General features: G+C 67.2%; 22 protein-coding genes. 11 read left to right on the forward strand and 11 right to left on the reverse strand.

The features are described from left to right. Positions 1-184: 184 nt before the first annotated feature. The 3 genes from AC07XB_RS17440 to AC07XB_RS17450 all read left to right on the forward strand — a co-directional run bounded on the left by AC07XB_RS17440 (position 185) and on the right by AC07XB_RS17450 (position 2876). Positions 185-751 carry an LbetaH domain-containing protein gene (locus AC07XB_RS17440; protein WP_492375815.1) on the forward strand — a complete coding sequence of 189 codons (567 nt, stop codon included), beginning with the start codon at positions 185-187 and terminating at the stop codon, positions 749-751. After that, complete coding sequence (locus tag AC07XB_RS17445; protein WP_492375816.1) at positions 732-1754, forward strand: glycosyltransferase family 2 protein; 1023 nt, start codon at positions 732-734, stop codon at positions 1752-1754. The genes AC07XB_RS17440 and AC07XB_RS17445 overlap by 20 nt, the downstream gene beginning before the upstream one ends. Before the next feature lie 519 nt (positions 1755-2273). Next, positions 2274-2876 carry a helix-turn-helix domain-containing protein gene (locus tag AC07XB_RS17450; protein ID WP_006160260.1) on the forward strand — a complete coding sequence of 201 codons (603 nt, stop codon included), beginning with the start codon at positions 2274-2276 and terminating at the stop codon, positions 2874-2876. Positions 2877-3062: 186 nt separating this feature from the next. On the opposite strand, the gene ocd is transcribed toward AC07XB_RS17450, so the two are convergent. Together ocd and AC07XB_RS17460 are read right to left on the reverse strand one after the other, a co-directional pair. After that, a complete protein-coding gene (gene ocd, locus AC07XB_RS17455) occupies positions 3063-4139 on the reverse strand; it encodes an ornithine cyclodeaminase (RefSeq protein WP_492814667.1) in 1077 nt (358 codons plus the stop codon). A 49-nt stretch (positions 4140-4188) separates the two neighbouring features. After that, positions 4189-5088 carry a dimethylarginine dimethylaminohydrolase family protein gene (locus AC07XB_RS17460; RefSeq protein WP_492814669.1) on the reverse strand — a complete coding sequence of 300 codons (900 nt, stop codon included), beginning with the start codon at positions 5086-5088 and terminating at the stop codon, positions 4189-4191. Between the two features lie 207 nt (positions 5089-5295). Between AC07XB_RS17460 and AC07XB_RS17465 the strand changes: the two genes are divergently transcribed. Further along, complete coding sequence (locus AC07XB_RS17465; protein ID WP_006160263.1) at positions 5296-5718, forward strand: Lrp/AsnC family transcriptional regulator; 423 nt, start codon at positions 5296-5298, stop codon at positions 5716-5718. A gap of 15 nt (positions 5719-5733) precedes the next feature. Here the strand turns inward: AC07XB_RS17465 and AC07XB_RS17470 are convergent, their stop codons facing one another. Next, positions 5734-7473 (reverse strand): chloride channel protein, encoded by a 1740-nt coding sequence (locus AC07XB_RS17470; protein ID WP_492828021.1) that lies wholly within the window; start codon positions 7471-7473, stop codon positions 5734-5736. Between the two features lie 201 nt (positions 7474-7674). On the opposite strand from AC07XB_RS17470, the gene AC07XB_RS17475 reads away from it, so the two are divergent. Continuing rightward, positions 7675-8844, forward strand: a complete 1170-nt coding sequence (locus tag AC07XB_RS17475) for an HPP family protein (protein WP_492814673.1) — start codon at positions 7675-7677, stop codon at positions 8842-8844. 12 nt (positions 8845-8856) lie between these two features. Here AC07XB_RS17475 and AC07XB_RS17480 read toward each other — a convergent pair whose 3' ends face one another. The 6 genes from AC07XB_RS17480 to AC07XB_RS17505 form a co-directional block, all read right to left on the reverse strand. Beyond that, positions 8857-10224, reverse strand: a complete 1368-nt coding sequence (locus AC07XB_RS17480; protein WP_492828023.1) for a nucleobase:cation symporter-2 family protein — start codon at positions 10222-10224, stop codon at positions 8857-8859. A gap of 128 nt (positions 10225-10352) precedes the next feature. Beyond that, positions 10353-11369, reverse strand: coding sequence for an aromatic ring-hydroxylating dioxygenase subunit alpha (locus tag AC07XB_RS17485; protein ID WP_043344279.1), 1017 nt, complete (start codon positions 11367-11369; stop codon positions 10353-10355). 74 nt (positions 11370-11443) lie between these two features. Beyond that, positions 11444-12712 (reverse strand): NAD(P)/FAD-dependent oxidoreductase, encoded by a 1269-nt coding sequence (locus AC07XB_RS17490; protein WP_492828025.1) that lies wholly within the window; start codon positions 12710-12712, stop codon positions 11444-11446. Between the two features lie 3 nt (positions 12713-12715). Further along, positions 12716-12892, reverse strand: a complete 177-nt coding sequence (locus AC07XB_RS17495) for a rubredoxin (protein ID WP_043344276.1) — start codon at positions 12890-12892, stop codon at positions 12716-12718. 60 nt (positions 12893-12952) lie between these two features. Next, positions 12953-15226, reverse strand: coding sequence for a xanthine dehydrogenase family protein molybdopterin-binding subunit (locus tag AC07XB_RS17500; RefSeq protein WP_492828027.1), 2274 nt, complete (start codon positions 15224-15226; stop codon positions 12953-12955). Continuing rightward, positions 15223-15696 carry a (2Fe-2S)-binding protein gene (locus AC07XB_RS17505; protein WP_150988391.1) on the reverse strand — a complete coding sequence of 158 codons (474 nt, stop codon included), beginning with the start codon at positions 15694-15696 and terminating at the stop codon, positions 15223-15225. The genes AC07XB_RS17500 and AC07XB_RS17505 overlap by 4 nt, the downstream gene beginning before the upstream one ends. A 169-nt stretch (positions 15697-15865) precedes the next feature. On the opposite strand from AC07XB_RS17505, the gene AC07XB_RS17510 reads away from it, so the two are divergent. The 6 genes from AC07XB_RS17510 to AC07XB_RS17535 all read left to right on the forward strand — a co-directional run bounded on the left by AC07XB_RS17510 (position 15866) and on the right by AC07XB_RS17535 (position 21702). Beyond that, on the forward strand, positions 15866-16783 hold the full coding sequence (locus tag AC07XB_RS17510; protein ID WP_492375826.1) for a LysR substrate-binding domain-containing protein: 918 nt from the start codon (positions 15866-15868) through the stop codon (positions 16781-16783). Positions 16784-16907: 124 nt separating this feature from the next. Continuing rightward, complete coding sequence (locus AC07XB_RS17515) at positions 16908-18032, forward strand: AI-2E family transporter (protein ID WP_492375827.1); 1125 nt, start codon at positions 16908-16910, stop codon at positions 18030-18032. Continuing rightward, on the forward strand, positions 18029-18694 hold the full coding sequence (locus AC07XB_RS17520; protein WP_492375828.1) for a paraquat-inducible protein A: 666 nt from the start codon (positions 18029-18031) through the stop codon (positions 18692-18694). Before AC07XB_RS17515 ends, AC07XB_RS17520 begins: the two co-directional genes overlap by 4 nt. After that, on the forward strand, positions 18691-19425 hold the full coding sequence (locus tag AC07XB_RS17525; RefSeq protein ID WP_492375829.1) for a paraquat-inducible protein A: 735 nt from the start codon (positions 18691-18693) through the stop codon (positions 19423-19425). The genes AC07XB_RS17520 and AC07XB_RS17525 overlap by 4 nt, the downstream gene beginning before the upstream one ends. Further along, positions 19418-21049, forward strand: coding sequence for a PqiB family protein (locus AC07XB_RS17530; protein ID WP_492828029.1), 1632 nt, complete (start codon positions 19418-19420; stop codon positions 21047-21049). The genes AC07XB_RS17525 and AC07XB_RS17530 overlap by 8 nt, the downstream gene beginning before the upstream one ends. Further along, complete coding sequence (locus tag AC07XB_RS17535) at positions 21049-21702, forward strand: PqiC family protein (RefSeq protein ID WP_492828031.1); 654 nt, start codon at positions 21049-21051, stop codon at positions 21700-21702. Before AC07XB_RS17530 ends, AC07XB_RS17535 begins: the two co-directional genes overlap by 1 nt. Before the next feature lie 47 nt (positions 21703-21749). Here the strand turns inward: AC07XB_RS17535 and AC07XB_RS17540 are convergent, their stop codons facing one another. Both AC07XB_RS17540 and AC07XB_RS17545 read right to left on the reverse strand, forming a co-directional pair. Further along, on the reverse strand, positions 21750-22298 hold the full coding sequence (locus tag AC07XB_RS17540; RefSeq protein ID WP_492375832.1) for a nucleoside 2-deoxyribosyltransferase: 549 nt from the start codon (positions 22296-22298) through the stop codon (positions 21750-21752). Positions 22299-22455: 157 nt separating this feature from the next. Further along, on the reverse strand, positions 22456-22650 hold the full coding sequence (locus AC07XB_RS17545) for a DUF1059 domain-containing protein (RefSeq protein WP_006160277.1): 195 nt from the start codon (positions 22648-22650) through the stop codon (positions 22456-22458). Between the last annotated feature and the right edge of the window lie 42 nt (positions 22651-22692).

Consider the following 22692-nt stretch of genomic DNA (forward strand, 5'->3'; position numbering starts at 1 on the left):
TATGGTTTCACCCCTTCCCGCGCGCTTTGCACCTTGCCGTGCCTGGCGCGGCCGGTGCGGGACAAAGCCTGGCTTCGGCCGGGTTCGGCGACCGCGGTGCTGGCCCGCACCGTGGTCGCCTCCCATGGCTGCCGGGCCTTGCCGCGCATTGAGAATGCCGCTAACAAGCAGGAGCGGACCGACGATGATCCTTCAAGGAAACGACCCGACTACCGGCGCTTCGTTTTCGCTCGGCAACCGGATTCAGCGCCAGCTCTGGCACTGGGCCTGGTTGTGCCTGTTCCGGCCAAGCCCGCGCCCGCTGCATGCATGGCGCTCGGCGCTGTTGAGGTTGTTCGGGGCGCAACTGGGCCCGCATGTGCATATCTATCCGGGCGTGAAGATCTGGGCGCCGTGGAACCTGCGCGTGGGCAGCCATGTCGGCGTGGCCGATGGCGTCACGCTGTACAACATGGCGCCGATCGTCATCGGCGATTTCTGCGTGGTCTCGCAGGGCGCGCACTTGTGCACCGGCACGCACGACTACAACAGCGCCAACTTCCAGCTGGTTGCCCATCCCATCGTGCTCGCGGCGCACGTGTGGATCTGCGCCGAGGCCTTTGTCTCGCCCGGCGTGACGTTGGCCGAGGGCGCGGTGATCGCGCCGCGCGCGGTGGTGAGCAAAAGCCTGCGCACGCCATGGACCGTCTACGGGGGCATCCCGGCCCGCGCCATCAGCACGAGAGTCAGACATGCCAAGCCCCCAGCCTAGCCAGCCCATGCAAGCGCCGGGCATTTCCGTGCTGATCCTGACCCGCAACGAGGAGCAGGACCTGCCGGGCTGCCTGCAAAGCGTGGCCTGGTCGGACGACATCCACGTGTACGACTCGATGAGCACCGACGCCACGGTGGCGATCGCGCAGCGCTTCGGCGCGCATGTCACGCAGCGCGTCTTCGACAACTGGGCCAGCCACCAGAACTGGGGCCTGCAGCACATCGGCTTTCGCCATCCCTGGGTGTTCTACATCGACGCCGACGAGCGCATGACGCCCGAGCTTGTGGCGCATGCCCGGGCCGCGGTGCGCGCGGCGCGCGACGAGGTCGCGTTCCGGGTGCAACGGCGCGACTTTTTCCTAGGCACCTGGCTGCGCCATGTACAGACATCTCCCTTCTACCTGCGTTTGTTCCGGCCGGAGCGGATGCGCTACGAGCGTCTGGTAAACCCGGTGTCGATTCCTGACGGCCCGGCCGGCGAGTTGACGGGCTACCTCGATCACTACCCGTTCAGCAAAGGCGTGACCCACTGGATCACCCGCCACAACAATTACAGCGGGCTGGAAGCGATGCAGATCATCGAGAACCGGCGCGGCGCGGCAGCGTTCAGCCTGGCCGAAGCCCTGTTCGCGACGGATTTCCACCGGCGCCGCGCGCACCAGAAGGAACTGTTCTTCCGCTTGCCGATGCGCCCCCTCGTCAAGTTCGCGATCCTGTACCTGGGCAAGCGCGGCTTTCTCGATGGACGGGCCGGGCTCACCTACGCCATGCTGCAGTCGATCTACGAATACTTCATCGTGCTCAAGACGCGCGAACTGGAAAGGTCCATGGCGCTGCCCGCGCCAGATCCCGAGTCCGTATGCCCGGAAGGCGCGCCGGCACCCGTGCGCCAGTCCCTCCCGATATCGGGTATGGCAGCTGATGCGGAAGGTGAGTTCAGCAACCTGCCAGTCACATCGACCCGGCAAACGGTGGCAGTGGCTCGCGGGCGAAATCCCTGACGGCAAGCGAGATTGCCGCACACGCCATATTTGTCATTCCTGCGGCAAGCGGCCGCACGGCCATGTGCGCTATACGTTTCGACGCGCGGAGCGACCGGTGGAAGCACTTCAGATGTATGCAATGTTTGCGATAAATTCCCGCTCGCCCGTGTCTGCCAAAACGCGGCAATATGCGTTTAAGCCCAGAAGTGGGAGCGTTCAATGCGATTTCGAAATATTTGGTGCGCCGTCTGGTTGCTTATGTTCGATACCGCATATGATTCGAGGCTGGCATTCTTCCGTTGGGAGAATCAGGCACCGGTGACATAGATCATGCCGTTGCACAACCGTGGGAGCACCGTCGCTCCCGCCGCCCCGGATGCGAGGGCAGGTTACGCAAGAGGCCTTATGGTGCCAGCATGCAACCGTCTTCATGGCTCGCGTTGCCTTGCATTGCCAAGCCCCAAACCAGCGCGAAAAGCTCGCGCTGTCACTGCTGTTTCTCTCGCAGTGCGGTGTATTTAGTTAACGGGTGAACGGATGAAACTGGATTCAGAACTGGCTGAAAAGCCTTACTACAGTACGCGTACCGCCGCGAAGCTGCTCAATGTGTCATTGGGCACGGTGCAGAAAATGGTGGAACGCGGCGAACTCGGGGCCTGGAAAACCAACGGTGGCCACCGACGCATACATAAGGAAACCGTGCATCGCCTGCTGGCCACGCGCGTGGGGCAGGAACTTCCGTCTGTGCATGAACTCGACCTGGTGGTGTTTCACCCAAACCACCAGGAAGCCCAACGTATCCACGCGCAACTGGGCAAATGGGGCTTGCCCCTGAAAAGCGTGGTGGTGGAGGACGTGGTGGATACCATCATTACTTCGGTCAGCTCGCATCCGCGAGTGGTGTTGTACTACGTGGAAGAACTCACTGACGCCGAGTCGGCCACCATCGAGAAGCTGCAGAACTTCTTTGCGCGCCAGAACGTCATCTTCGCCGTGATCACCAACCGCCAGGCCTATGACGGCGTGGCCGATGCGCTGCAGCAATGGGGCATCATGGTGTTCCTGAAGACGCCCTCGCTGGAAGAAGTCAAAGGCTTCCTGCGCGCGCAGCTGATGATGACCCGGGGCGCAGCCGGCTGATCGGCCGGCACATCGCCAAGACCCTGTCCAGGACGTTTCACCGGCAGCTATCTGCCCGGCCGTCACCCGGCCGCCCGGCTTGCCTTGCCCGTTACCCGTGGGCGTGGCACTCGCTATAAACCGCACACCACAACGCCGCAGTCTCGTGACCCGCACGACTGCGGCGTTGTGGCATGGGCCGCCGCTTCAGGCCAGCGCCGCCAGCGGCTCGCGCACGGGCTGCGGCACTCCGGCGTCCATCATCCATCCATATAGATTGCGGGGATCCGGCGGCGTCGCCACCAGCTCCACGTGGCTGCCGCGATGCTGCGCGTGGGCCGCGGCATGAAGCCAGCGCAGCGCGGAGTAATCCTCCAGCGCAAACCCCACTGAGTCGAACACCGTCACCTGCCCCGTTTCGGTGCGCCCGGCCACCCGGCCGGATAAAACCTCCCACAACTCCGTCACCGGCGTATCCGGTGGCAATTGCTGGATCTCGCCTTCGATGCGGGTCTGCGGCGCGTACTCGACCACAATGCGCGCCTGGCGCAGGATCTGCGGGTGCAGTTCGGTCTTGCCCGGGCAATCGCCGCCTACCGCATTGATATGCACACCGGGCGCAACCAGGTCAGGCGTGAGGATGGTGGCCCGCGTCTTGTCGGCGGTGACGGTGCTGATGATGTCGGCACCCTGCACGGCTGCGCGCACGGAGTCCACCGCCACCACCTTCAGCCCCTGCACGCCTTGCAGGTTGCGCGCGAGCCGCGCCGTCGCGGCGGGATCGATGTCGTAGGCACGGATCTCCCGGATGCCCACCATGGCATGGAAGGCCAGTGCCTGGAACTCCGCCTGCGCGCCGTTGCCGATCAGCGCCAGCGTGGCGGCGCCGGGCCGCGCCATCACCTGCGCGGCGAGTGCCGACGTGGCGGCGGTGCGCAATGCGGTGGCCAACGTGAGGTCGCACAGCAGCAGCGGGAAGCCGCTCGCCACTTCCGCCAGCACGCCAAAAGCCATCACCGTCGGCATGGCGTTCTGCGCATTGCGCGGATGGCCGTTGACGTACTTGAACGCATACTGCACGGCGTCGCTCACCGGCATCAGCTCGATCACCCCGTCGACGGAGTGCGTCGCCAACCGCGCGGATTTATCGAATGCGTCCCAGCGCACAAAATCCTGGCGAATGTGATGCGCCATCTGCGCGATGGCGTTGGCGACGCCCGTGGCGCGCACCAGCGCCGCCACATCGGCGGCGTCCAGAAAGCGGGTCATGGCGATCTCCTTCATGGTGTTCTCCCTTGCTGGCTCGGTATTAGTTTGTGCTCGTCCTTCGCGCTCATGCCGCCACCGCGGCGCCGTCGGCCGCGGCGCTCGCCCGGGCCGGCCCGCTGGTGCGGTCCAGGCGCAGCGTCATGCAGTAGGCGCCGCCGCCGGACAGCATGTACGGCGACAGGTCCACCTCGCGCAGGTGGTAGCCGCGCTGGCCCAGTTCGGCGCGCAGGTGCGGCGTGGTGCGCGTCATCACCACCTGGTCATGCAGGTTGACCGCATTGACGCTGAAGTGGCGCAGGTCGTCCTCGCTCGCTTCGATGCGCAGGCTGGCCGGCACGCGCTCGCGCAAGATGCGCAGGGCGTCCTGCGTAAAGGCGGGCGGGTAGTAGAGAATCTCGCCGCCGGACAGCGGGCAGAAGCACACGTCGAGGTGATAGCTCTGCGCCGTGGCAAGCTCCAGCGCGACAACCTCGCGGCCGAAATGGCTCGCCATGGCATCGGCCGCGGCACGCGAGGAGCGCGGGCCAAAGCCGGCCCAGAAGTGGCCGCGCACGGCATCCCAGATGCAGTCGCCAGCGCCTTCCTGGTAGCAGCCTTCGGGCAGCAGGCTGACGGAGTCGATCAGGCCGCGTTCGCGCAGGCCCTCGAAGATCCGCGCAAAGGGCGCTTCCTCGCCGGCCCGTTGGGGATAGCGAAAGCGCGCCAGCACGGCGTGGCCGTCCAGCACCACGGCGGCATTGGCGGGGAACACCATGTCGGGCAGGCCGGGCGCGCCGGGCGCGGTTTCCACCGTGAAGCCGGCCGCCTGCAGGGCCGCATGCAGGGATTCGAAGGATGCCACCGCATTGCGATGCATGCCGCGCGGGTTGCTAGCCCAGAGGCCGGGGTCCATCCACGGGTTGATGCTGTACGACACATCGTAATGGGTGGGCTCGACAAGCAAGATGGTGGGCTGGTGGATCACGCTGGCTCCTTTGGGTGATGGGTGACGGGGGTCAGTCAATGCCTTGGAATGCCTGCATTCTGGTGCACTGCCCCGCTAACTAAAAGCCAGCAAGTTGCGCAATTTGCCTGTGCCATACTGCAAAACGCCAGCTAAAATTAGCGAATCGCCAGCCGCAACGAAAATGCAGGCAAAGGCCCTCCCCAGCCCCCCCTTCCAGAACCCACCATGGACGACACCGACCGCCAACTGCTCGCCCTCTTGCGCGACAACGCGCGTACGCCCGCCACCGCCCTGGCCAAGGCGCTGCGCGTCTCGCGCGCCACCGTGCAGAACCGCATCGACAAGCTGGAAAAGGAAGGCCTGATCGTGGGCTACACGGTGCGGCTGAAGCCCGAAGCCGAGGCGCACCGCATCCGTGCCTGGATGACCATCGCGGTGGAAGGCAACAAGGCGCGCGCGGTGCTGCAGGCACTGCGTGGCGAGCCCAATGTGCAGGCCATGCACACCACCAACGGGCGCTGGGACATCATCGCCGAGCTGCGCGCGGATTCGCTGGAAGCCTTCGACCGCACGCTGGACCGCATCCGGCTGATCGACGGCATTGCCGCCACGGAGACCAGCATCCTGCTATCCAGCTACAAGCTTTAGGCGACGCGAGCGCGCTTACGCTGCGGCAGTGCCGCGCAGCCGTTCCCGCCGGGTTTCCTCGTGCAGCACCTGGCCGCTGGGGCGCAGCAGGTCGCGCAGCGAGACCACGCCCACCAGCCGCATGGAATCCAGGTCGGCCACCACCGGCAGCCGGCTGACACCGAGCTGCGCCATGCGGCCCGCAGCGAGGCGCGCGGTCTGCGCCGGCAGCAGCACCTGGTGCGGCTGCAGTGGCGCCATCAGCGCGCGGCCGGCCTCCATCGAAGCTTCCCGCCCGCGCAGCGCGTTGCGCTCCAGCATGCCGACCACGCGCGCTGCGCACACGACCGGATAGCCGCGATGCGGTGCGTGCTCGCCAAAGTGGCTGGCCCACAAGACGTGGACCGGCTGCTCGCCATCCACGCTCACCACAGCCGTCGTCATCAAATCCGCCACGTGCTGGCGCTCGAGCGGATCCACGCCATACTCGCGATAGATATGCAGGCCCCGGCGTGCGATCTTCTCGGTCATGATCGAGCGCTTCATGGTCAGCACCGTGAAGCCATGCGCCATCGCCACGGTCAGCAGCAGCGGCAGCAGCGCATTGCTGTCATGCGTCAGGCCAAACGCGAAGACGATGGCGGTCAGCGGCGCGCCAAGCACGCTGCCCAGCACACCCGCCATGCACACGAGCGCCCACAACTGCGGCGAGGCGCCGGGCAGCCACGGCGCCAGCGCCACGCCAAGGCCCGCGCCAAGCATCAGCAGCGGGGCCAGCACGCCACCCGACGTGCCGGACCCCAGCGCTGCCACCCAGATGATGGCCTTGACCGTCAGCAGGGCCAGCACCACGCCGATCGCCATGCGGTTGTGCAACAGGTCCGCGATCACGTCATAGCCCACGCCCAGCGCGCGCGGCTCGAAGTACCCGCCAATGCCGACCACCAGCCCGCCGATTGCCGGCCACCACATCCAGTGCAGCTTGAACTTGGAGAACTGGTCCTCGGTGCGATAGAGCGCCAGCGTCAGCGCGGCGCCCAGCACGCCGCAAAGCAGCCCGGCAACCACGCACGAGCCCAGCGCCATGGTGCTGGCCGGCGCGGTGTGCAGCGCAAACAAGGGGCCAGGCTCGAACACCATCGTGCGCAGGAAGCCGGCAACGGCGCAAGCCAGCGCCACCGGCAGCAGGCTGCGCGGGCGCAGCTCGAACAGCAACAGCTCCACGGCCAGCAGCACCGCCGCCACCGGCGTGCCGAAGATCGCAGTCATGCCGGCGCAGGCACCCGCCACCAGCAGCGTCTTGCGCTCGGCCGCGGTGAGATGCAGGTACTGCGCGAGCAGCGAGGCGATCGAGCCGCCGGTCATGATGATCGGCCCCTCCGCGCCAAACGGCCCACCGCTGCCGATCACGATGCCAGAGGACAGCGGCTTGAGCACGGCCACCCGGGGCGACATCTTGCTCTTGCCGAACAGCACGGCCTCGATGGCTTCCGGGATGCCGTGGCCACGGATCTTGTCGCTGCCGTAACGCGCCATCAGGCCCACCAGCAGGCCGCCGACCGCCGGCACCACGATGACCCATGCCCCCAGCGGATGCTGCGCCGGCGAGCGATCCGCCAGCGACAGGGTCTGATAAAAGAAGAGATTGGTGAAGAACCGGATCAGGTTCAGCAACAGCACGGCAGCCGCCGTGCTGATGGCCCCGATAAGGGGCGCCAGCGCTGCCAGCAGGAGCAGCCGGCGGTCGACGGCGTAGTCGCGTTTTTCGAAGTGCATGGCCAGGATCGGGAAAGTAGGCGGAGGACGGGACGCGGATCGCGGGCCGATCCCGCTTCGCGAAAAACGAAATGTATCACGTCATGATATATTTGCACGCTGGATTTCCGGAGCACGATGCCAAGGCGATCCAGGTGCGCTATTACGCGCATTCACGCGCATTCACGCGCATTCGCCCGCACAACCCAAAGAAACAGACCCATGCCGCCATCCCAGGCCCCCTCCTTAGCCGATTTCCCGCCAGGCCGGGCACGTGCGTGGCTGCGCGCGTTTGCCCCCACCCCCATCGCCGCCGGCCGCCGCGAGCGCGTCAAGAGCTGCTTGGGCGCGCTGGTCGGCCTGCTGCTCACCGAATGGATCAGCCGTCACCTGCTGGGCGGCTTCAACCCCTGGTTCATCGCCCCGATGGGCGCCTCCGCGGTGCTGCTGTTCGCCGTGCCGGCGAGCCCGCTGGCGCAGCCCTGGTCCATCATTGGCGGCAACCTGGTGGCGGCGCTGATCGGCGTGGCCTGCGCACGCTGGATCCCCGAGCCCGGGCTGGCCGCCTCGGTGGCCGTGGCGCTGGCCATTGTCGCCATGTTCCAGTTGCGCTGCGTGCACCCGCCCAGCGGCGCGGTGGCGATCACCGCGGTGTTCGGCGGCCACGCCGTGACCCAGCTTGGCTTTGGCTTCGTGGTGATGCCGGTCGCGGTCAACTCGATGTTGCTGCTGCTGGTGGCGCTGCTGTTCAACAACCTGATGCGCCGGCGCTATCCGCACCGCCCCGTCGAACACGCCAACCCGCACCGCACCGCCGATCCGTTGCCGAGCGAGCGGGTGGGGTTCAACCGCAGCGATCTGGACGAAGTGCTCAAGGCGCGCGGCGAGTTCCTGGACATCGAGGAAGACGACCTGGAAGACATCCTGGTGGCCGCGCAGTTACGGGCGTATCGCCGGCACTTTGGCGATGTGCGATGCGTGGACATCATGTCGCGGGACGTGGTGACGGTGCAGCCCGGGCAGAGTGGCCTGGAGGCGCGCGCCCTGTTGTTCAAGCATGGGATCCAGGCGCTGCCGGTGGTGGATGCGCAGCGGCGGCTGCTTGGCATGCTTGGGTTGGCGGATCTTCTTGCGGCGCGCAGTGGCGCCGAGGGGCAGGTCCGTGCGGGAACTGCCAAGGACCTGATGCACACCGGCATGGCTACGGCACGGGCAGAGCAACCCATGGTGGAGCTGGCGCGGGCGTTTTCCAATGGCGGCCTGCATCAGGTGCCGGTGGTGGATGCCCAGCGGCGGCTGCTGGGCATCGTCACGCAATCGGACCTGATCGCCGCGCTGCTCGAACAAGGCCCACCGGCAAAAGTGGAACCGGATGCGCAACCGGCAAGCTGACCCGCGCGGGGGCTAGCGGCTCGCCTGCAACCCGCCCGCCGCCGGCATGGCGTGTGCATCGGCACGCGCCATGCCATTGAACAACAGGTTCAATGCCACCGACATCACGCAAGCCAGCAGGATGCTGCTGTGCATGATGGGCTGCAGCCAGCCCGGCAATTGATTGAACAGCGTGCCCGAGAACGTGGGCAGCAGGGAGATGGCCAGGGTGGCGGCAACGATATACACGTTGTGCCGCGTGCCCTCGAAATCCACCCGCGCCAGCGTGCGCACGCCCGCCGAGGTCACCACCCCGAACATGAACAGCCCTGCACCGCCCAGCGCCGGCAGAGGGATGGAGGCGACGACCGTGGCCAGCTTGGGGAACAAGCCCAGCGCGCACAGGATCACGCCCGCCGCCACCACGACCCAGCGGCTCTTGACGCCCGTCACCACCAGCAGGCCGATGTTCTGGCTGTAGATGGTGTAGGGAAAGCCATTGAGCGCCCCGCCGATCACGCTGGCCAGCCCGTTGGCCCGCAAGCCATCCGTCATCTCGCCCGCGCTCAGCGGCTTGTTCACGACATCGCCGATCGCCAGGAACAAGCCCATCGACTCGATCATGATGATGATCATCACCACCACGATCGTCAGCGTGGCCACCACGTCGAACACCGGCCAGCCGAAATAGAAGGGATGGATCACGTCGACCATCGGCGCCTCGGCCACGCCATGGAAGTCCACCATGCCAAAGGGGATCGCCACCAGCATGCCGGCCGCCAGCGCCAGCAGCACGGAGACGTTGGACCAGAAGCCCTTGAGCCACTTGTTGATGACCAGGATCAGCGCGAACACAAAGCCCGCCAGCGCCAGGTTGTGCGGCGCGCCGAAATCCGGCGCGCCGCGCCCACCGCCCACCCAGTTCACGCCGACCGGAAACAGCGACAGCCCCACCACCATCACGATGGACCCGCCAACGATGGGCGGAAAAAAGCGCAGCAGCTTGCCGAACACCGGCGCCAGCAGCATGGTGATGACGCCGCCCGCCATCACCGCACCGATGACAGCCGGCAAGCCAAGCGCAGGATTGGTGGCGATGACGAGGATCGGCGGGATGGCGCTGAAGGCCACGCCCTGCATCACCGGCATGCGTACGCCGAAGCGCCAGAAGCCCGCGGCCTGCAGGATGGTGGCGATGCCACAGGTGAAGAGGTCGGCATTGATCAGGACCGCCACCGCCTCCTTCGGCAGCTTGAGCGCGCTGGCGATGATCATCGGCACCGCAATGGCACCGACATACATCACCAGCACGTGCTGGAAGCCCAGCATCACCAGCGGCCCGGGAGCGGGCACCTGGTCAACTGCGGCCGGCCTGTCGCCGGTCAGGTCTTGCGTGTTCATGGGGTTGTCTCCTCTTGTGCCGTTACGTGCGATGACGCGACATCTCTGGGAATACGGGCGCGCAAAAAAAAGAGAGCCCCGGAACCTGGCTAGCGCCCAGCAGGCGCCGGGGCAAGATCAAGCAAGCATTACAGGTGCACCTCCTTCTCGCCATGCGCCTGCAGCAGCGCCATCAGCTTCTTGCGCATCACCAGCCCGGGCTTGTCGGACGGCATGTGGAACTCCATGCGCCGCGTGGTATCGATGGGCGCGTCGTAATCCGTGGCCTCCAGGATCTCCTTGTCCTCGCGCGTGACCGCATGGTCGAACTTGACCAGTTCCTCGGCCGGGGCCTGCTGCTCCGTGTCGTTGCGGTATAGCCACTGGACCATCATCGTGCTCTTGTCGTCGATGGGCGTGGCGCAGTTGACGATGGTGTGCACCAGGCCATTCGGATAGGTGCAGCCGAAGCGGCGCGAGAACGGCATGTACCAGTTGTCGTGCAGGTGACGGATGGTCTCCGGCTCCTTGCTGCCGGTGAGCAGCCAGCTATCGGGCGGGTTCATGATCGGCACCGAGCGGCGCGATTCGAACCCCCACGCGTTCTCGATGATCTCGATGTCTGCTGGCTTCGGGCTGGCGAACTTGCCGAAGGTGTTCTTGTGCACGAAGCTGAAATGCGCGTTGTCGAACGAGTTCTCCATGAAGCGCAGGCCGCTGCATGCCCAGCGCTCGTAGAACTGCGGGATGCGGCGCAGCGAAGGATCGTTGCCTTCGGGGATATCCGGGATGTCGGTCAGCGGGTCTTCCAGCGCCACCCACACGTAGCCGTAGCGCAGCTTGCAGTGGTAGTTCGCCACGCGTGCGTTGGCGGGGATCATGTTCTGCGGCATCTGCGGAATGCGCACGCACTTGCCGCTGCAGTCGTAGGACCAGCCGTGATAGCCGCAGCACAGCAGGCCGTCCGAATCCACATAGCCCTTGGAGAGCTTGGCGGTGCGGTGGCAGCAGCGGTCGCGCACGGCTGCGGGCGTGCCATCGGCGCCGCGCCAGATCACGATGTCCTCGCCCAGCAGCGTGAACGGCTGCGGGCCAAGGTCGAGCCTGGACTCGGGAATGACCGCGTACCAGAAGCGCCGCAGGACCGGTTGTTGAGTGACAAGCATTGGGAAGTCTCCTCTCGTATTGTCGAGTGTGGGTTGTGCAGGCGTGCGGGAGTGCCGTTCGTTGTGTTCCTGTTTCAGGCCGGTGCGGCCGATGCGGCTGGTGCGGCTGGTGCGGCTGGTGCGGCTGGTGCGGCTTGCACCGGCAGCCAGTCGCTGATCTGTTTGGCAAGCACGCCCTTCTCGGCCACGGCCTTGCCCAGCAGCGCGAATCCGGTCAGGGCGCCTTGCGTATCGCGGAACAACGCGCGCAGGCCCGCGCCGGCTTCCCCGGCCACCGTCTGGGACTCGATCTCCCAGTTGCCCGCGCCGGCCAACGCGGGCGACACCACGGTCGGCAGCACGGGCGTTTTCACCACCACCGGCATGGCGGAGTAGCTCAGCGGCGTAGGCGTGCCGGCCAACGTGCGGGCCAGTGCGCGCGCAGCCTGCATCAGCGGCATCACGTAAGGCAGCACCAGGCCGTCGACCTCGGCGCAGTCGCCCAGCGCGTAGACCGACGGTGCGCTGGTGCGCAGCAGGCGGTCCACCACGATGCCGCGCGCGGTGGCAATGCCGCCGTCCTGCGCCAGCGCCACGCGCGGCAACAGCCCGGTGGCGGACAGCACCACGTCGGCGGCGATCTGCGCGCCGCTGGCCAGTTGCACCGCGAGCCCGCCATCACGGCGATGCACCGCGACCGGCATCTCGCCAAGGTGCAGCCGCACGCCGAGGCCGCGCAGCGCGCCGGCCATCAGAGCGCCCGCCTCGCCCGGCAGCAGCCGGCCGAGCGGCCATGCGGCGGGATCAACCAGCTCGACGTCGAAGCCACCCGCGTGCAGGTCATTGGCGAACTCGCAGCCGATCAGGCCGGCGCCGAGGATGGCCACGCGCCTCTTGCCTTGCAGCGAGGCGTGAAAGCGCGTGTAGTCGGCAAGATCGTTGACGGTCTGCACGGCATCGGCACCATCGCCTTGCAAGCCTGGCGCACGCGCGTGCGCGCCGAGCGCCAGCACCAGTTGCCCGTAGCGCAGCGGTTGCCCGTCGACCAGCACGGTGCCGGTGGCGGTATCGATGTCCGATGCATCGGCATGCGTCATCACGCGCGCGTTGAGCTGCGCAGCCATCTGCTGCGCGCTGGCGATGGCCAGTGCGACGGGTGCCTTGTTGCCGGCCAGCGCATTGGACAGCATCGGCTTGGAGTACGACTCGCCGCCATCGCGCGTGACGATGACCAGCGGCGTCGCGCTGTCGAGCTTGCGGAACTCGCGCGCCAGCGTGTAGCCGGCCAGGCCGGTACCGAGGATGACCAGCGGCAGCGCTTGCTGCGATTTCGCGATGATGGCGTCGTTCGCGTCGTTCGTCATGGCTCAGGCCACCACTTCCATCTCGAACTCGGCCTTGCTCACGCCGCAGTCCGGGCAAAGCCATTCGTCGGGGATATCCTCCCAGCGCGTGCCGGCGGGAAAACCGTGTTCGGGCATGCCGAGCGCTTCGTCGTATTCAAAGCCGCATACCATGCATTTCCATTTCGTCGCTGTCGTCATTGCGAGTCCTTTCGTCGGGTTCGGGTTGTTCCGTGCTTGCGTGCCGGTCGGACGGCTGGCCTACGCCAGCGCAAATGGCGTGGCGCGCAAGCGCTTGCCGGTGGCCGCAAAGATGGCGTTGCCGATCGCCGGCACCACCGGCGGGTTGGACAGCTCGCCAACGCCGCCGGGCTGCCTGCCGGAGGGCGGCATCACCACGATCTCCAGCGCCGGGGCGTCGCTCATGCGCACCACCGGGTAGTCGTGGAAGTTGCTTTGCTTCACGCCGCCGTTCTCGATATGCACCGCGTTCATCAACGCGGTGGACACGCCCCAGTAGATGCCGCCAGCCAGTTGCTGGCGCACCGAGCTGGGATCGACGGCAAGCCCGCAGTCCACCACGCAGGTGATCTTGTGCACGGTGATGGCGCCGTTCCTGACGCTGACATCGGCCACGATGGCGATATAGCTCTTGTAGCCTTCGTAGGTGGCCACGCCCAGGCCACGGCCAATGCCGCCCTTGCCCGGCTTCGCGCCGGCTTTCCAGCCCGCCAGCGCGGCGGCGCGGTCGAGCACCGCCACATGCTCGGGCTTGCCTTGCAGCAGCTTCCTGCGCAACGCCACCGGGTCCTGCGTGCTGGCATGCGCGGCTTCGTCGATCAGGCTTTCGATGGCGAAGATATTCGGCACGTAGCTCACCGCGCGCCACCACCACACCGGGAAGCCCGGCTCGTGGCGCACCCAGGCGAGGTCGAGCGCGGGCACCTGGTAGTAGAAATCGTCGCGCATGCCCTCGGTGCAGCTCGGGTCGACCGGCACCTTGGCCAGGAAGCCGGGATCGTCGGGCTCCTTGATCGACGGCGCCACGGCGCGCAGGCTGAAGGCCTGCACATTGCCGGCCGCGTCCAGCGCCGCGCGCGCCTTGTGCACGCTGGCGCTCTGGTAATAGAACGCGTGCATGTCGTCTTCGCGGCTGTAGAGCAGCTTGACGGGGCGGCCCATGCGCTTGGCGATATAGGTCGCTTCCAGGATGATGTGCAGCCCTTCGCGGGCGCCGAAGCTGCCGCCGGCTTCGGTCAGATGGATCTTCACCTTGTCGCGCGAGATGCCGGCAATGGTCTCGGCCGCCTGCGCGCAGCGCGAGGGCACCTGCACGCCGCCCCAGTACTCCACCGCGTCCGGCCGCACCCACGCCACGATGCTGAGCGGCTCCATCTGCGCATGCGCCTTGTAGGGCATGGTGTAGACCGCTTCCACCACCTTGGCGGCGCCCTGGAAGGCGGCATCGGCATCGCCCTTGACCTTGGACTTCTTGCCAGGCTCGTCCACGCGCGCGGCCATGGCGCGGATGGCGGCCTCGGCGCTGAAGTCCTTCATTGCGCTTTCACCCCACGCCACCTTGAGCGCCTGGCGCGCGCGCTGCGCGGCCCAGAAATGATCGGCCACGATGGCCACGCCGGGCTGGCTGGCGCCGTTGATGGGGCGCGCGGCCGGCGCGTCGGGGCGGAAATGCGCGATCGTTTCCGGGATCTCGGTGGCGAACACATCGCGCACGCCGGGCAACGCCTTGACCTCGGCGGCGTTGAACGACACCACCCGCGCGTTGACCACCGGCGCGTGCACCACGATGGCGGTCAGCATGTCCGGCAGCTTGACGTCGATGGCGTAGCACGCGCGGCCGGTGAGCTTGTCGGCCACGCGGTAGCTGCTGCGCTCCTTGCCGATCAGCACGAACTCGTCTGGCCGCTTGAGCGTGACCTCGGCCGGCACCGGCAGGCGTGCCGCGCCTTCGGCCAGCTCGCCGTAGGTGAGGCGCTGTCCGCTGGCCACGTGGATCACGGCGCCTGCGGCCGTCTTGCAGGCCGCCGGCTCCACCGCCCAACGCCGCGCCGCCTGCGCTACCAGCATGGCGCGCGCGGTGGCGCCCGCGCGGCGCAGCGTGTTCCACTCCAGCGGCACGCTGGTGCTGCCGCCGGTCGCGTGCATGCCCCACAGCGGATGCAGGTAGGCCTTGGCGAGCGGATCGTCGGGCTGGATCACCTGCACGGTGGCCCAGTCGGCATCCAGCTCCTCGGCCAGCATCAGGCCCAGCGCATTCTTCACGCCGGTGCCGCTGTCGTACTTGTGCACCACCAGCAGCACGCGGTTGTCAGGGGTGACGCGCACCCAGGCATTGGGGGCGAAGTTGCCGGCCGCGCTGTCGGTGATGGGCGCGGCGGCCGCGTTGCGGATGAGCTGGCCGCCGTTGCCGATCTCCAGCAGCAGACCGCCGGCGAGCGCCGCGCCGGCTTGCAGGAAGCGGCGGCGCCCGCCGTTGGCTGGGGTGGCATCGATCAGGTTGAGGTCGCGCTTCATGCTGGCTTGCCTCCACGCAGTTCGGCGGCGGCGCGATGGATCGCGCGGCGGATGCGGTCGTAGGTACCGCAGCGGCAGATGTTGCCGGCCATGGCGGCGTCGATATCGCTGTCGGTGGGGTTGCGCTTGCTGGCCAGCAGCGCGGCGGCCGACATCAGCTGGCCGGACTGGCAGTAGCCGCATTGCGGCACGTCTTCGGCTTGCCAGGCTTTCTGCACCGCGTGCAGCGCATCGGGCTGGCCCAAACCCTCGATGGTGGTGACCCGCTTGCCGGCCACGGTGGAGACCGGCGTCTGGCAGGCGCGCACCGGGGCGCCATCCACATGCACCGTGCAGGCGCCGCACAGGCCCATGCCGCAGCCGTACTTGGTACCGGTGAGATCGAGCTCGTCGCGCAGCACCCACAGCAAGGGGGTGTCGCCGGGAGCTTGCACGGCGCGCAGGGCGCCGTTGACTTTGATGGGGGTCATGGTTCTTTCTCCTTGCTCCGCCGTTTGTCACTGCTTGGCGCTGCATATCACTGCTTGGCGCTGCTGATTGCTGTCTTTGGGGGCTGGCGGGCCGTGTTGAAGCAAAGACTAGCTGCACCAAATCCATATGTGAAATATGATTTAAGAATCTTTTCCATACGACATTCATATGGATATCCGCCAACTCCGCTATTTCATCGCCGTCGCCGAGGAGGGCAACTTCAGCCGTGCCGCCGAGCGCCTGCATATTTCCCAGCCGCCGCTGAGCCAGCAGATCAAGTCGCTGGAGGCGTCTCTTGGGGTCATCCTGTTCGAGCGCGGCCGCCTGGGCGCGCGCCTGACCCGAGCGGGCGAGGCGCTGCTGACGCGGGCGCGCGACATCGTGGCCGACCTGGACTCGACCCGGAAAATGGTGCTGCGCGTGGCCGACGGGCTGGAGGGCTACCTGCGCATCGGCATCATCAATTCCGTGATGTACGGCCCCCTGCCCCGCACCATGCGGCTGTTCCAGGAGCGCAACCCGGCGGTGGAGTGGACCCTGCACGAGATGCTCCCCGACCAGCAGGGCGAGGCGCTGGTGCGTGGCCAGATCGACGTGGGCTTTGCCTCCAGCGCTACCGGGCGGGAGGAACTGCGGTCGATCCGCGTCTATCCGCAGCCACTGATGGCCGCGTTGCCGGCAAGCCATCCACTGGCGGCAAGCGGCCGGATCCGGCTGAAGGCGCTGGCGGCGGAACCATTTGTGCTGCTTAATACCCAAAGCCCAGTGATCCGCAGCTTGCTGGCCGCCTGCGTGCGCAATGGCTTCCACCCGCGCGTGCTGCACGAGTCGGTGGATCCGCAGACGGTGCTGAGCCTGGTGGGCGCCGGCGTGGGGGTGAGCGCGCTGCCGCGCTCGCTGTCGGGCGCGCCGCGGGAGGACGTCGCCTTCCTCACGCTGGACGAACCGGGGCTGGCCGCCGACCTTTATGCCACCGTGCGGCGCGACCACGGCCTGCCCGCGCTGGACCGCTTTCTCACGCTGCTGGAAGATGTCACCGAGGTATGGCATCGTGAGACGTTCGGGGAAGGCCTGCGCAGCACATAGCGCGCCCGGCGTCCCGCAATGCAACATTGCAGCCCCCGCGATGCCGCCCGCCTCCGGCGGGCTACGGGTTTTCCTATATATTGTCGCCGTTCACGTCACACCGGCAGTCCAGGAGAAGCACCCGATGAATTCCGGCCAACTGATTGAAAAACTCGCCGCCATCTTTGCGCTGATCGTGCTGATCGGCGGCTCGCTGCTGGTGCTCGCGCCCTTTACCACCGCGCTCTTGTGGGGCGCCATCCTCGCCTTCAGCTCGTGGTACCCCTATACGGTGCTGTCGCGCTGGATGGGCAACCGGCGCAGCCTGGCGGCCCTGATCTGCGTGCTGCTGGCCGCGGTCATCGTGCTCGGCCCCTTTGTCTATGCTGGCGCCAGCATCTCCGCGCACATCGACGAGCTGTCCGGCCTGGTCGACCAGTTCTTCGATCACGGCGCGCCCGCGCTACCCGGGTGGCTGACCGGCCTGCCCTATGTGGGCGACTACCTGCAAAGCTCCTGGGACAAGGTGATCCATGCCGACTCGGAGATGGTCGCCAACCTGCGCAAGCTGATCGCGCCCGTGGGCCATGTGGTACTGGGCGCCGGGCTGTCGATCGGCGCCGGGCTGGGCCAGCTGGCGCTTTCGATCGTGCTGGCGTTCTTCTTCTATACCGGCGGCGAGTTCGCGGTGGCGTGGCTGCGCGCTGGCATGCGCCGCATTGCCGGCGAGCGCGCCGACCACCTGCTGGCGCTGGCCGGCAACACCGTCAAGGGCGTGGTCTACGGCGTGTTGGGCACCGCCTTCGTGCAGGCCTTGCTGGCCGGCATCGGCTTCTGGATCGCCGGCGTGCCCGGCGCCGCCATACTCGGCTTCATCACCTTCTTCCTGTCCGTGATCCCGGTCGGCCCGCCGCTGGTGTGGATTCCCGCCGCGCTCTGGCTTTACCACACCGGCTCGCTCGGCTGGGCCATCTTCATGGTGGTGTGGGGCGTGGGCGTGGTCAGCATGGCCGACAACGTCATCAAGCCGCTCCTCATCAGCAAGGGCACCGACATGCCGCTGATCTGGGTCATGCTGGGCGTGTTCGGCGGCGCGCTGGCCTTCGGCTTTCTCGGCGTGTTTATCGGCCCGACGCTGCTGGCGGTGGCCTACGCGCTGCTGCGCGACTGGACCATCGGCTCGCAGCACCTGGCTGACCCGCCGCCCGCGCTGGCGCAAGGCAAGCCAATCACCACCGCCGAGGACGTGGCGGGTTCCGGCAAGGCATGAGCGAAACCAGCCGTCCCGAACCGCAGCCATTGGCACCACCGCCCACCCAGGCCGAGCTGGCCCGGATGGTGGCCTGCGAGTACTGCGATGCGGTCTACCAGCGCGCCGAGCTGGAGCCGGGCGAGCGCGCGCTGTGCCTGCGCTGCGGCGGCCAGCTCTACCGCGATAGCGCGCGGGCCTATGCGCGGCTGCTGCCGCTGGTCATTGCCGCGCTGATCCTGTTCCTGGTGTCCAACGCCTATCCCATCGTCGAGATGGATCTCAAGGGCGTGCGCACCGAAACCACGCTATGGGGCGCGGTGCTGGCGCTCTACGCGGACAACATGACGCTGGTGGCCGTGCTGGTGTTCGCCACCACCATCCTGTTTCCCTTGTCCGAGATGCTGATGATGCTTTACCTGCTGGTGCCGATGGCGCGCCACCGGATGCCGCCGGGCTTCGAGCGCATCGTGCGCGGCATCCAGCAAACCCGGCCGTGGGGCATGATCGAAGTCTTCATGATTGGCGTGCTGGTCACACTGGTCAAGCTCTCGACCATGGCGCAAGTGTTGCCGGGCGTGGCGCTGTGGTCGTTCGCCGCGCTGGTGATCGTGCTGGCCGCGATGCTGTCGTTCGATCCGCGCGATCTGTGGCAGCATCTGGACGAGGAGCCGCCCCGATGAGCGCCCCAACCCCCAAGGCCCCGGTGGGCGCCGCCGCGCTGGCGCGCTCGCGCCGCCTGGCCGCCAATGTGGTGGCGGAGCTGACCGACGACGACGAAACCAGGCCGCTGCCGCAGGTGCCTACCGCGACGTCGATGGGCCTGGTCTCCTGCCACGCCTGCGACGCGCTCAGCCCGCTCGCGATGCAAGGCGAGCCCTGCCCGCGCTGCGGCGCCACGCTGCATCACCGCAAGCCGAACAGCCTCGCGCGCACCTGGGCGTTCCTGCTGTCCGCCCTCATCCTTTATATTCCCGCCAACCTGCTGCCGGTCATGGTGACGCAGTCCATCCTGGGCACGCAGCGCGACACCATCTTCTCCGGCGTGGTCTACCTATGGTTGTCGGGCTCCAACATGCTGGCCATCGTGGTGCTGATCGCCAGCATCGTGGTGCCCCTGCTGAAGATGATCATCCTCGCGCTGCTGCTGCTGTCCGTGCATTTCCGCTCGCGCTGGCGAATTCGCCAGCAGACCAGGCTGTACGGGCTGGTGGAAATCATCGGCCGCTGGTCGATGCTGGATATTTTCGTGGTGGCGCTGCTGGCTTCGCTGGTGCGGGCCGGGGCACTGGCCACCATCATCCCGGGCGCCGGCGCCATGGCGTTCGGCTCCGTGGTGGTGCTCACCATGCTGGCTTCACTCAGTTTCGACCCGCGCCTGCTGTGGGATTCGATGGATACAAACGATGCCTGACCTAGACCAGTCCCCTCCCTCTCCTTCCTCGCAGCCACCGGCGCCAGAGCGCCGCCGCCGGGCGCGCTGGCTGCCCTCGCTGGTCTGGCTGATCCCGATCGTGGCGGCGGTGGTTGGCCTGTCGCTGCTGATCCACACGCTCACCGAGCGCGGCCCCGAGATCACGGTTACGTTCCGCACCGCCGAGGGCCTGGTCCCGGGCAAGACGCCGGTACGCTACAAGGACGTGGACATCGGCCTGGTCAAGTCCGTGCGGCTGGCCGGCGACCACTCGCACGTGATCGCCAAGATCGACCTGACCCAGGATGCGGCGAGCTTCTCCACCAAGGACACACGCTTCTGGGTGGTGCGCCCGCGCTTTGCCACCAGTGGCATCTCCGGGCTGAGCACCCTGCTGTCAGGCGCCTATATCGGCGTTGACGCCGGCAAGTCGGAGGAGCGCGTGCGCGACTTCACCGGGCTGGAAGTGCCGCCCGCCGTCACCACCGATGCCTCCGGCAAGCAGTTCTTGCTGCGCGCCACCGATCTCGGCTCGCTCGACATCGGCTCGCCGGTCTACTACCGCCGCGTACAGGTCGGCCAGGTGGTGGCTTACCAGCTGGAGCCCAACGGGCGCGACCTGTCGCTGCGCGTGTTCATCAACAAGCCCTACGACAAGCTGGTCACGGCCGACTCGCGCTTCTGGCACGCCAGCGGCGTGGACATCAAGCTCGATGCCGGTGGCTTCAAGCTCAACACCCAATCGCTGGTGACGGTGCTGCTCGGCGGCGTGGCCTTCCAGGCCCCGGATGACTCCAAGGCGACGGATGCCGCTAACGAGAACACCCAGTTCCTGCTGGCCAGCGACCAGACCGAGGCGATGAAGGAGCCGGAAGAAATTGCGCCTTCTCTCGCCGTGCTGAACTTCGACCAGTCCGTGCGCGGGCTCTCGCCCGGCGCGCCGGTGGATTTCCGCGGCGTGGTCGTGGGTCAGGTGCGCTCGATCGGCATCGAGTACCAGGTCGAGAAGAAGGCGTTCCGCCTGCCCGTGGTGGTGGAACTGTACCCCTCGCGCATGGGCTTCCGGGCGCGTGACGTGGAGGACGTCAACCGCGCCCGCAATATCGTCCAGACGCTGATCAAGCGCGGCATGCGCGCGCAGTTGCGCACCGGCAACCTGCTGACCGGCCAGCTCTATGTCGCGCTGGATTTCTTCCCCAAGGCGCCACCGGCCAACGTCAACCTGGATGGCGCCATGCCTGAACTGGCCACCACGCCGGGCGCGTTCGACGAGCTGCAGGCCAAGCTGGGCGATATCGTCAACAAGATCGACAAGGTGCCGTTCGAGCAGATCGGCCAGGACCTGCGCACGTCGATAGCCACGCTCAACACCATGATGACCAGCGCCGACAAACTGGTCGCCCAGCTCAACGGCGACGTTGCGCCCCAGGTGCTGGCCGCGCTGCAGGACGCGCGCAAGACGTTGAGCGCGGCCAACGGCACGCTCGCCTCGGATGCCCCGCTGCAGCAAGACACGCGCCGCATGATGCAGGAGCTCACGCGCACCGCGGTGTCGCTGCGCACGCTGACCGAATACCTGGAACGCCACCCTGAAGCGCTGGTGCGCGGCAAGCCGGAGAAATGATGATGACCCGCATAGAGATGACCCGCCACCGCCTGTTGCTGCCCCTCGCGCTCGGCGCCGCGCTGCTGGCGGGCTGCGCCTCGCCCGATCCGCGCTACTACACGCTGGCCCAGGGACCCGCTGCCGCTACGGCTACCGGCGCCGAAGGACAGGCCGCCGCGCCAGCGCGGGCGCCGCAGGCGCAGCCGGTGTGGATCGAGGTTGCGCCGGTGCGCGTGCCTGAACGCCTCAACCGGCCACAGCTGGTGGTGCGTGACGGCAAGGATGGCAACGAGCTCAAGCTGCTGGACCTGTCGCGCTGGTCCGCGCCGCTGCCGGACGAGCTGCGCGACGCGCTGTCGCAGCAACTGCAGGCCAGGCTAAGTGCGGTCGACACCTACCAGCAAGGCTTGTCGGAAGTGGAGCCCGTGTTCCGCATCACCACCGAAGTGGTGCGACTGGATGCTGACGTGGGCCAGCGCGCTGGCGCCATCATCAACTGGACCGTGCGCCGCCTGCCCGACGGCAAGGTCAAGGCCGGCCGCACGCAGGCCGAACTGGCCGCGCCGGGCGCGGTGGACGGCGTGGTGGCGGCTTACCGCCAGATCGTGGCAAGCACCGCGGACGATATCGCGGCGGGCGTGGAAACACTGCGCAGAGGCACGGCGAAATAGCGAAGAAGTAGCGGCGCGGCGGGATGCAGGTCCCGCCCGCGCCGGAATCAATCCTCCGCCGGCGCCGGCGCGCCCCGGCAACTGCGCCGCCGCTCCGACTCGGCCATGGCCGCCAGGCAGGCCTCAGCGTCTCCCGCCACCAGCTTGGCCGAGCAGGCCAGCATCAGGTTCTTGCTCAGGCCGAAGTCCTCCACCACGAAGCCACGCGCATCGAGCCGTTCGCCCTTGCCGTGCGTTTCATCGGCGGCAACGGCCACGCGGTCCAGCAACGTGCCGCGGTCGCTGCTGTAGCCCCATACCGGCTTTTGCAGCGCGATCGCGAATCCCACCTCGAATGCCGTGCCCGAGTCCGGCTCGCCCGGCCCGCGGAAATCGTCCAGGTTGGCCATCACCATGTCGGCGCGGCGCAGCAGGTTGATGTTCGCCTCGTAGATCCAGCGCGCGGTGTCGGGGCCGCAAAGGCCGGCCGGGGCGGCTTTGTCGAGGGGATAGAGGCCAAGGAAGCCGTAATGGGCGCAGCGGGCCTTGAGGGCCTCGCCGTAGGCGATGGCGTCTTTGCGAAATACGTCGAAGCCGGCGAGATAGATGGTTTTCATTGACGTGGCGGGGTGGCGGACGTTGACGCCAGTGAGAATAGCGCATGTGTTTGACGTGATGGCTACAGCGTCCACTTCAAACCCAACGTCAACCTGAACCTGAACGGCAGGTCGCCGCCCTCGCCAGGCGGCGGCCTGCGTTCCTGCGTTCCCGTGCTCACGCGGGCGGCGAGCCATCCTTGAATGCGCCCTTGAGCATCTGCCGCAGTTCGGGGCCATCCTGGTGCTGGTGCACCTGCACCGCATGCTGGACCGCGACTTCGAGCAGTTCGTCTTCGGTGTCGGCGCTCAATGCCACCGTGCACTTCGACTCGCTCGGAAACTCGCGGCAATCGATATATTTGCGTCCCATCATTGCCTCCTGACGCGCGAGGGTGAGATGGCGCCGCCGGGG

It is taken from the genome of Cupriavidus sp. GW821-FHT02F09, from assembly GCF_059421605.1.